The sequence below is a fragment of the Streptomyces sp. NPDC001027 genome (assembly GCF_040299045.1).
In the GTDB taxonomy this organism is placed as follows: domain Bacteria; phylum Actinomycetota; class Actinomycetes; order Streptomycetales; family Streptomycetaceae; genus Streptomyces.
Genome location: NZ_JBEPBI010000267.1, coordinates 1 through 10,164, shown reverse-complemented (window position 1 = coordinate 10,164; position 10,164 = coordinate 1). Strand labels below are relative to the sequence as shown.

Sequence of the window (10,164 nt, the reverse complement as noted above, 5' to 3'; positions counted from 1 at the left end):
GTCGGGCCGGCCGAGGTCCGGCTCGGGCAGCCACCGCATCTCGCCGGTGCCGAGGGCGACCGTGGCGCGCGGTCGCATCGGTTCGTCGCCCCGCCGGGACAGCAGGACGAGTTCGCCGACGCGGGCGGTCATCGGGGCGAGCCGGGCCGCGCAGTCGGCGGCTACGGCGTGCGGATCGCCGGTACGGCCGAGGCTGAGGTGCGGGGTGAACCCGTCGTGGCGTCCACGGCAGCGGGGGAATCGCCGTACGAGCGCCTGCCACAGCTGCGCCCACGGCGTCCCGTCGTCCGCCGCCGGGTCCAGCCATACGGTGGCGTCCCGCCCGTGCGCGAACGTGTGCACTCCCTCGAGCCGTGCCGTGAACGGCTCGACCTGCGCGGCGGCCGAGGCGAGCAGCGGGGCCGCCCGCTCGAAGTCGGACTCGGGGACGAACCCGAACAGCACGTTGACGTGCGGCGGCCAGCGCCGGATCTGCACGTCGTGGTCCCGGCGCACGTCCTGGAGCGCCGGCCACAGCTCGCCCGGCGGCGCCCACGCCAGCGCCGTGCGGGGCGTCGGCGCCACGTCGAGCACGTCGCGGACGTCGGGGACGTCGACGGGCGTGTCGACGCCGCAGTGCAGGTCGGCGGCGACCCCGTAGTGGTCGGAGATGTACAGCCCCTTCGCGGTGGGCGTGGCGCCGAGCAGCGTCGCCCCGGTCACCCGCGGGCCGTCGGCGGGGCGGACGAGGACGCGGTCGAGCCGGGAGACGCGGCCGGACAGGGAGGAGACGGCGGCCAGCGGGTTGCCGACGGGGTCGAAGGTGGGCGAGTCGTCGTGCGGGCCGTGGGCCTCGGTCCAGGCGTCGAGCATGCCGAGCGTGCGCGCCGGTCCCGGGCCGCCGTCGTTGAAGTCCCCGACCAGGACCAGGCCGCCCGTCACGCCCGCCGTTCCCTCGGCGAGCCGGGTGAGTTCGGCGACGCGGCGGGCCGGCCCGTCCTCGGAGTGATCGCTCGTCAGATGGGTGGCGGCCACCGTCAGCGGTCCGGTCGCGGTGTCCACGACGACGGCGGTGACGGCCTTGTGGCGGCCGAGGACGTGCAGGGCGGCCTCCCGCACCGGGAGCCGGCTGAGCAGCAGCAGACCGCACTCGTCGACGTCCTCGCCGTGGGGGTCGGCGCCGAGGGTGTAGCGGGCCCGCACCCAGGACGCCTCCAGGAGCATGGTCAGCAGCCGCGCCTCGACCTCCTGCAGCGCGATGACGTCGGCGTCGGCGTGTTCGAGCGCCTCCAGCAGCAGCGGGCGGCGCTGCGCGGTGGCGATGCGGTGGCTGTCGTAGCGGTCCCACAGCGTGTTCCAGGTCAGCACCCGGATCCGGTCCAGGCCCGGCTCCCCCTGGGCGTGCGCCGCGGGGCGCCACCGCCCGGCGTCCGCGTCCCACGCGTGCGGCGTGCGCGCCGTGAAGAAGGGCGCCCGCAGCCGCCGCGCCTCGCGGACCCGGCCGGCGCCGGAGGCGTCGACGCGGTCCGTTCCCGTGGCGCGGTCCCACACGACCTCGCCGTCCGCCTCGACGAACAGCACGCGGTGCCAGGGGATCTCGCCGCCCGGCACGAACGTCGCCAGCGGTACGCGCTTGGGCGCGGCGCCCCGCTGGTGGACGCCGAACACGAACCGCGCGGGGTCGAACCGCGCGTCCCAGCGCACCCGGTGGTAGATCTCCTCGCTGGTACGCATCAGGCGTCCTCCCCCTCCAGTGTGCCGTCGCGGTCCTGCACGGCGCCGTCCGCGCCCACGTACCAGGTGCGGTGCGCCTGGCCGGGGTAGGGCGGCACGAACCGGCGCAGCTGGCCCGCGAGCACGTCCGACGGCACCGGATGCGCGCGGGAGGCGTTGCGCCGTTCCAGCTCGTCCTCGTCCGCGAGGACGACGACATGGGTGATCAGCGCGTCGCGCCGACGCGCTGCTCCATGGACCAGGGAACGCTGTCGCGGGTTGAGGGACGTCGCGTCCCACACCACCGTGCCGCCGGCCGCGAGCGCTGCGTCCAGCCGGTCCAGGCCCTCCCGCAGCACTTCCCCGTTGGCCTTCTGATCGGCCCGCGAGCCGCGCGCCGTGCGCAGTGCGTCCAGCTCGACGCGTGCCGAGACCCCGTCGAGCCGCGCCGCGAAGGCGCTCTTGCCGCTGCCGGACGGACCCATGAGGTGCACCAGCCGGGGGAAGTCACCGCCACGCCACCGCCATGTCGCCGCGACGGCCTCCTCGACCGTGCGGATCCGCCCCTGCGCGTACGTCTCCCGGGTCTGCGCCCAGCAGCGGTCCGCCGCGTCGCCGCGGATCCCGTCCCGTGCCAGCGCCGCGCGCAGGCCGGATCTCAGGGGCGCGAGCGGGGCGTCGACGAGCAGTCCCGCCTCCTCCGCGTGCAGCGCGGACCACTCCACCTGGTCGCGCGCCGCTCGCTCGTGCCCCGCGAGCGCGGCCGCGACGGCGTGCAGCACGCCGAGGTCGGCCGCGAACGACATCCGTACGAGTCCGGCCCGCCGCTCCGCGTCGGGGTACGGCCGGTGCAGTGCGGTGTGCAGGCCCACCAGGTCGGCGACGCGCCTCGCCAGCGGCATCCCCAGAGGTCCGGCGGCCCGGCGCATCAGCGACGCACGGGGCGTGCGGTGCAGCAGTGCGGCGAGCACTCCCGCGAGGCGGGCGTCCCCGCTGCGCCCCAGCGCGGCCAGCCGGGCGCCCGTCTCGGCACCTGCCGCCGCCGCGTCCGCGTGCACGTGGCCGTGGGTTTCGGCGTCCGCGTCGTCGTCCCCCTCGCCGCGGGTCGTCCCCACTCCCGCGTACCGGGCCAGCGCCCCCGCGTCCGGGTCCGCTCCGGACCGCACGTCCCACAGCGCGGCCCGTGCGCCGAGTCCGTTCGCCACGACGGCCGCGTGCATCCAGTGGGTGTCCGTGGTGACGTGCCCCGGCCGTACCCACTTGGCGATCCGTCCGGCGAAGTCCTCGCGTGCGAAGCCCTCGACGGTCCGCACGACGTACCCCTCCTGCCGCCCCGTCTCCACCCGCAGACGGCGCAGCGCGCGCTCGTCGAACAGCCCCCGCCACAGCACCCGCGGCGTCGGCACGCCGAGCGCCCGCAGGAACCGCACGGTCTCGTCCCAGCCGAGGCACCGGTCGTGCTCGTCCCACACGGAGAACCCGTAGAAGTAACCTTCCAGGTCGTTGTAGGGGATCGAGTGCCGCGCGTACATGTTCTCCCCGCACACCCGCCAGCCCGCCGGGATCCGCGCCCCGACCCGCCCCTGCAACGCCTTGACCCACGCTCTCGACGGGTGGTGCGCGGAGTCGACGGAGCGCGCGTGCAGTCCGTCGGCGTACAGCGTCGTGTTCTCCCCGTCGAGCTTCTCGGTGACGACGACCTCCCGCCCGGCGAGTCCGCTCAGCCCGCCGGCCCGCAGATCGTCCGCGGACATGCCTGGTGACCAGGGCAAATGAGGGGTTCGGGGGTAGGCGGCACGCATGCGGGCCACTATAGGAGCGCCGAATCGCCGCCCTCCATCGGATTTACCGGGCGCCGCCCTTCGACGGATGCACGCTCGGGTTCCACCCCGGTCGGGTACCCCTCCGGTCGCACCGGACGCGCGCACCGGGGGCGCCCGCCTCAGGGGCAGGGTGTCCCCGGTCCCCTGCGGAAACGGCCGGAACGGGTTTCGCGACGTCGACGGCTCTTACACGGCGAACAGGCGGGCCGCGTTGTCGTGGCACACCGCCCGCAGCCAGTCGTCGCCGAGGTCCAGGCGTTCCAGGGCGTGCAGCTGGTGGAGGTAGCGGTAGGGGATGCTCGGGAAGTCCGTGCCGAGCAGGATCCGGTCGCCGAGTGCGGCAAGCCGGGGCAGGGCCCTGCGGGGAAACGGGCTGAGCTTCTCGGCGAAGTCGGTGAACGCCATCGTGGTGTCCAGCCGCACCTCCTCGTACCGCTCCGCCAGGTCGAGGAAGTCCTCGTACTCGGGCATCCCCATGTGGGCGACGATCAGCCGCAGCCGGGGGTGCCGCGCCAGCACCCGCGCGATCGGCGCGGGTCCGGTGTGCTTGCCGGGCGCGGGCCCGGAGCCGCAGTGGATCACCACGGGGACCCCGGCCTCGGCGAGCAACGCCCAGGCCGGCCGCAGGAGTTCGTCCGTCGGGTCGTACGCTCCGACTTGGACGTGCGCCTTGAAGACGCGGGCGCCCGCCTCGACGGCCTCCCGGACGTACGTCTCGACGCCCGGCTCGGGATAGAGCGTGGCCGTGTGCAGACAGTCGGGGGTGCGGCGGGCGAAGTCGGCCCCCCAGCCGTTCAGCCACGGGGCCATGCCCGGCTTGTGGGGGTAGAGCATCGCAGTGAAGGCCCGCACGCCGAACTGCCGCAGCAGGGACGTCCGTTCCTCCTCGTCCCGGCGGTAGGCGATGGGCCATTCGAGCCCGCCCGTCAGCGGCCCGACCCCGTCGAAGTAGTCCCACACCTTGCGCAGGACGCGCTCGGGCATGAAGTGCGTGTGCACGTCGACCAGCCCGGGCAGTCCGAGCCGTCCCCAGAAGCGGCGGATCTCACCCGCCTCGTCGCCCGGCGGCACGTCGCTCAAGGCCCCTCGATGATCGTTCATGTCGCCCACGATCGCCCGGGGCGAGGCAGCCGGTCCACTCCTTCGCCCGAGGCGCCCATGAGGCGTCCGTCACCCGCGGCGCAACGGGAGCGGCGACCTCTCACACGGCGCGCTCCATGCACACCAGCCGGTCCCGCTCGTCCCAGGACTCGGTGACGGCGAAGCCGAACCGTTCGTACAGGGCGACGGCGCCGGTCCGCCAGTCCCACACCGACAGCCGAAGGGCGCCCACGCCGTTCTCCGCGGCATGCGCGAGCGCCGCCCGGAGCAGGCCGGACGCGACGCCCCGGCCGCGGGCCGCCGGGTCCGTCCAGAGTCGCTTGATCTCGGACCGTCCGTCGGCGGGGGCGGTCACCACCAGGCAGCCCACCGCGGTCCCCCGGTCCAGCGCGACGAGCACGACGTCGGCGGCGAACACCGTCTGCGGGTCGGCTATCTCCCTTCGGTAGCGCTCCGGCAGCGCGTCCACGTCGGCGACGGCCACGCCCTTCTCCGCCTCCGTCCGCAGGTGGTAGGCGGCGAGCAGCGCGGCCAGTCCGTCGTCCGTGGAACAGGTCCGGCCGGGGCGGCGGACGACCGAGACCTCGGGTCGATCAGTCATGGAGCCAGGATCACACGACGGCATCCGGCCACGCTCCCCCCTCGGGCCGCCTCAGACGTCGTCCGCCGCGGCCGGGTGCACGTACCCGCTCTCCTCGAAGGGGGTGAACCACGACCGGAACTCCAGAGGCTCGACGCCCGGGCCGGCGCCGGCGGCAGACCCGTCGCTGACGCCCAGGGCGTCGTCGTAGAGCCACTGGTGCTCCACGCCCTCGTACACATGGTCGGCGAACGCGTCGAGGGCCGCCGACACGTCGTCGTCCATGAGCCCGTACCGTTCCAGCGTCGTGGCCGTCTCGTTCAGGAGCAGCCGCAGGGCGAGTCCCTCGGCCACGCAGCCGATCCGCTGGAAGGAGCCGTCGGTGAAGCGGGCGGTCATGGCGATCAGGGTCACCAGGAAGCGGCGCGCGAAGCGGGCGTCGTACTGGAGGGCGTAACGGTCGGGAAGGTGTTCCAGGTGCCACAGCGGACCCTCGCACTCGGCGACGGCCGCGTCCTCCTGGGTCAGCACCTGGAGGTCTTCGAACAGCTCGCCCACCAGGGCGCCGGTCGTGTGGAGCAGGGCGCCCGCGGCGAGTCCGGCGGCTCCTCCCGCGCCCGCGCCAGAGGAGTCGGCCGCCCCGGCCGCTCCGAAGGCCGCGGGAGGGAACGACCGCAGGGCCTCGGCCAGCCTGAGCATCCGTGTGCGGACGGCCGCGGCCTCCGTCCTCGGCCCGGCGCCCGGCACCGTCCCTTCGCCCGACGAGCCGGCCGTGTGCCGCGCCCTGCGGACGGCCAGGTCCTCGGGCGGGGCGTCGGGGCCCTCGGCCGCGTCGAGGCTCTCCTTGGCGAGGTCCTGGTGCAGCTCGACCTCGCACCGCTCGATCGTCCAGTCGGCCAGCAGCGCGGAGCGCTCCAGCAGCTCGTCCACGAGCGCCTGCACGGTGTCCTCGGCGAACTCCAGGGCCGGAGCGTCCACGATCACTTTCAGCAGGGCGCCGCCGGGGTGGACGGCCACGATGGCGTCGAGCAGGGCGACCTCCACTCCTTCCGGTCCTTTGACGGACCGCACAGAGTCGAAGCCGTCCTCGATGAGCGCCACCGCGCCGGCGCGTTGCAGAGGGTCCATCTCCGGAGTGTCCTCCGGGATGCAGGTGTCCACGGTCACTACGTACGTCACGGGCCCGAGCCTGTCAGAGAGCCGCACCGCGCGGTGCACGGGCCGCCCCGAAGATCGGGCACGCTGTCGGACTGCGGTCAGTACCGCTCGCGGAACAGGGCCCGTTCGCCGCCGGACCAGCCGGTCGTGGCCGCCGCGGCGAGCCGGTCGGCGAAGCGCCGGTAGGCCGCGTACTGCTCGTCGGACAGGTCGGTGCGAGAGGTCGTCGCGCCCTGCGCGAGGGCCCGGGCGAGCACGTCGGTGTCGTCGTCGGGGGCGAGGGACAGGACCGCGACGGTCCGGTCCACCGTGCCCTTGTAGTCGCCCGGCGAGGGGACCGAGTGGACGTCGGCCGACCCGTCGGCGTGTCTCGTCACCACCAGCGACGGCATCGCCCTGGCCCCGGCGCGTATCGCCCGCCGTACGCGTGCGAGGGCTCGCAGGTCGTCCGTGGCGACGGTGACGGCGTGGAGCGGCACGAGCGCTCTGCCGTCGGGGCCGCGCAGGGTGCTGCGGCGGGCCGGGGCCGCGCGCTCGTCGTGCAGGAGGACCCGGTCGCGCAGGACCGGCGGGAGCGCGCGATGGACGCGGGCCCAGGCGTCGAGACAGGCTGGTGCGTTCAGCCCGGTCAGGCTCTCCAGACCGGGCGGCCAGGCGGGCGCGATGTCCTCGCCGACGCCGCGCCTGCGGATCGCCCAGGCCGCGTGATAGGGCGCGAGCAGCAGGTCGTGGGTCATGTAGAAGTCCCACAGCCACTCGGGGTCCTGCGGAAGCAGCCGGATCGTCGTGGCGGCTGCGCCGCCTTCGGAGCGGGCGGGAGGGCGGAGTGCGGTGGGCATGGTGGTCCTTCCGGAGGGCGCCGGCGCGGCGACATCCGCACGATATCGTCACTTCGACGATATCGCCAGCAGCCTCCCGTGCGAACAAGGGAAAGCAGCCGGAGGCGAGCGGAGGCGAACCGAATCGAGTGCGCACGAGCGCCACTGCTCGCCGAATGTTCCGGATATGGTGTTTTCATATGATCCATACCGATGGGGAGGTACCGCGGTGGAAGCCCCTCACCGGGCGGGCGCGGCGCCCGAGCAGCCCCAGGGAGCTGTCGGGTACGCGGGCGTACTGCGGGAGCTGCTTCCGATCGCGCTGTGGCGGGAGGACGCGGACGGCCGCGTCGTGGAGTGGTCGCTGGCCGCCCAGGACCTGCTCGGACATCGGCCCGAGGACGTCCTCGACCGGCCCGCGTCGGCCCTGCTGGTGCCCGAGGGCAACCGTGAGCTGGCCGACCACCTCACCCACCGCGTCCAGGGCGGGGAGACCGTGGTCGGCACGCTGTCGGTGCGCCATCGCGACGGCCACGAGGTCACCATGGAGATGTGGATCGTCCCCGCCGCCGACGCGCGCGGCCGGCCCGGAGCCCTGCTGATCGCCGTGGAGACCTCCCAGGTTCTGCGCATGCGCGATTCCCTCGCGGCCCTGGAGAGTCTCTTCAGCCAGTCGCCCATCGGCCTGGCCACCCTCGGCGCCGACCTGCGTTTCCTCAGGGTCAACGACGCCCTCGCCCGGATGAACGGCGCCTCCGCCGCCGAGCACCTCGGCAGACGGCTGACCGAGGTCGTGCCGGGCGTCAACGCCGTGGCGCTGGAGGCGACGATGCGGGAGGTGCTGGAGCGGGGCACGGCCGTCGTCGACGTACGCCGCACCGGGCGGACCCCCGCCGATCCCGACCACGAGCACACCTGGTCGTGCTCCTACGCCCCGCTGCTCGACGGCGGCGGCCGCACCCTGGGCGTGATCGCCTCCCTCATCGACATCACCGCGAGCCAGCAGGCGGAACGCGACGCCGAACGCGCACGCCAGCGCTTCGCGCTGCTGGCGGAGGTCGGCGCCCGCATCGGCACCACCCTGGACCTGCGGCAGACCTCCGAGGAGATCGTGCAGATGCTGGTGCCCCAGCTCGCCGACTCCGCCGACGTGCAGCTCCTCGAAGAGGTTCTGGCGCCCGACGAGTCCACCGCCGTCACCCGCGGCGTGGTCCGCCGGATGGCCGCCCGCTTCCCCGATCCCGCCGCCCCGACCGCGAAGCTCCGTCCGGGCATGACCTCGCGGCTCGCGGCCGGCTCCCTCTACGAACGCGTCATCGCCGACGGCCGGCCCACCAACCTGTACCGGTCCGACGTTCCGGCGCTGGTCACCGACCCCCGCGCCGACGAGCTGCGCGCCTACCTCATGAGCCTCGGGTCCGCGCGGCTGATCCCGCTCGTCGCCCGGGGCAAGGTCCTCGGGGCGATCGTGGTGACGCGGCTGCGCAGCCGTGAGCCCTTCGACGACCAGGACTGCGTGCTCATCGACGAGCTGGCGGCACGCGCCGCCCTCAACATCGACAACGCGCTCATGTACACCCGGCAGCGGGCGGCGGCGCTGACCCTGCAGCGCAGTCTGACCAACAGCGCGCTGCCCGACGTCCCCGGCCTCGAGCTCACGGGACGGTACCGGCCGGCGAGCGAGCACGACGTCGGCGGCGACTGGTACGACGTCATCGCGCTGCCCGACGGCCGGACCGGGCTCGTCATCGGCGACGTCATGGGACACGGCATCCATGCCGCGGCGGTGATGGGCCAGCTGCGCACGGCGGTGCGCACGCTCGCCCGGCACGACGTCGACCCGGCCCGCATGCTCCGGTCGCTGGACGCCGTCGTGGCCGACATGGGCGACGACCAGATGGCGACCTGCGTCTACGCCGTCCACGACCCCCGCGTCGGCGGATGCCTCGTCGCCCGGGCCGGTCACCCCCCGCCCGCCGTGGTGACGGACGACGGCGCGGTCGCCTTCCTCGGCGGCTTGCCGGGCACCCCGCTGGGCGCCGGTGGGCAGCAGTTCGAGGCGCAGGAGGTTCCGCTGCCGTCCGGCAGCCTGCTCGTCCTGTACACCGACGGTCTCATCGAAGCCCGGGACCGCGATCTCGACCAGGGGCTCGACCGGCTCGCCAGGGCGCTGCGGCGGCCGGGACAGCCCCTCCCGGCGCTCTGTGACGGCGTCCTCGCGCAGATGCTCCCGCAGCCCGCCGAGGACGACGTCGCGATACTGATGGCGCGTCCGCAGTGACCGGCCGGGCCCCGCCGCGGGCGACGACGCCCGTCACCTGTCCCCCACCGCCGGCGGGCGGTGACATCCACGACGCGTGTCCCCCACCGCCGGCGGGCGGTGACATCCACGACGCAAAGCCGGGTACCCGCACCTGCGGAGGTTGCTCATGTTCGAAGCCAGCGACATCCGTGACTGGCGAGGTCACGACGTGGTCGATCCCGACGGGCGCCGCATCGGCGTCCTGGAGTCGGTCTACGTGGACACCGGGACCGACCTGCCCAGTTTCGCCACGGTGACCGTCGGTCTGCCGACCCGTCGCCGCCTGGTGTTCGTCCCGCTCGCCGGGGCGACGGTCGGCCCCGGGCACCTGAAGGTGGCGTACGGCAAGAACGCGGTGAAGAACGCCCCGTCGATCGACGTCGACGGCGAGCTGCTCGCCCCGGACGAGCCGCAGGTCTTCGCCCACTACGAACTGGACTACCTGCCGGGCGCGGGCGGCGAACGCAGACTCGCACGCCGCTGAGAGGCGGGGAAGCCCGCCGACGCCCGCCGAAGCCGGCCGTGGGGAGAAACGATGAGCCTGTTCCTGTTCCTGATCCTCGTGGCCCTCGTCCTGGGCATCATCGGGTTCGCGGTCCACGGGTTGTTCTACCTGCTCGTCATCGGCGCCGTCGTGCTCCTCGCCGATCTCGCCTACGCCGTCGTACGGTTCCGTCGCGGCGGGACCGG

The 10,164-nt window shown here is 74.2% G+C and carries 8 protein-coding genes; 2 read left to right on the top strand and 6 right to left on the bottom strand.

Translation table 11 applies throughout. The annotated features are described in order from the left end of the window. The 6 genes from ABT300_RS37330 to ABT300_RS37305 all read right to left on the bottom strand — a co-directional run. Positions 1–1,713: RNA repair domain-containing protein (locus tag ABT300_RS37330; RefSeq protein WP_351685693.1), on the bottom strand; the 1,713-nt coding region annotated here is incomplete at its 3' end. Next, positions 1,713–3,494, bottom strand: coding sequence for an RNA ligase family protein (locus tag ABT300_RS37325; protein ID WP_351685691.1), 1,782 nt, complete (start codon positions 3,492–3,494; stop codon positions 1,713–1,715). The genes ABT300_RS37330 and ABT300_RS37325, both read right to left, overlap by 1 nt. Before the next feature lie 207 nt (positions 3,495–3,701). Next, positions 3,702–4,616, bottom strand: a complete 915-nt coding sequence (locus ABT300_RS37320; RefSeq protein ID WP_351685689.1) for an amidohydrolase family protein — start codon at positions 4,614–4,616, stop codon at positions 3,702–3,704. A gap of 100 nt (positions 4,617–4,716) precedes the next feature. Beyond that, positions 4,717–5,217, bottom strand: coding sequence for a GNAT family N-acetyltransferase (locus tag ABT300_RS37315; RefSeq protein ID WP_351685686.1), 501 nt, complete (start codon positions 5,215–5,217; stop codon positions 4,717–4,719). A gap of 51 nt (positions 5,218–5,268) precedes the next feature. Further along, the gene (locus tag ABT300_RS37310) at positions 5,269–6,375 is read right to left on the bottom strand and encodes a hypothetical protein (protein ID WP_351685684.1); all 1,107 of its coding nucleotides are present in this window, start codon (positions 6,373–6,375) and stop codon (positions 5,269–5,271) included. Positions 6,376–6,452: 77 nt separating this feature from the next. Next, the gene (locus ABT300_RS37305; protein WP_351685681.1) at positions 6,453–7,193 is read right to left on the bottom strand and encodes a hypothetical protein; all 741 of its coding nucleotides are present in this window, start codon (positions 7,191–7,193) and stop codon (positions 6,453–6,455) included. 208 nt (positions 7,194–7,401) lie between these two features. Between ABT300_RS37305 and ABT300_RS37300 the strand changes: the two genes are divergently transcribed. Further along, on the top strand, positions 7,402–9,453 hold the full coding sequence (locus ABT300_RS37300; protein WP_351685679.1) for a SpoIIE family protein phosphatase: 2,052 nt from the start codon (positions 7,402–7,404) through the stop codon (positions 9,451–9,453). A 148-nt stretch (positions 9,454–9,601) separates the two neighbouring features. Beyond that, positions 9,602–9,958: a PRC-barrel domain-containing protein gene (locus tag ABT300_RS37295; protein ID WP_351685676.1), complete on the top strand. Its 357-nt coding sequence runs from the start codon at positions 9,602–9,604 to the stop codon at positions 9,956–9,958. The last annotated feature ends 206 nt before the right edge of the window (positions 9,959–10,164 follow it).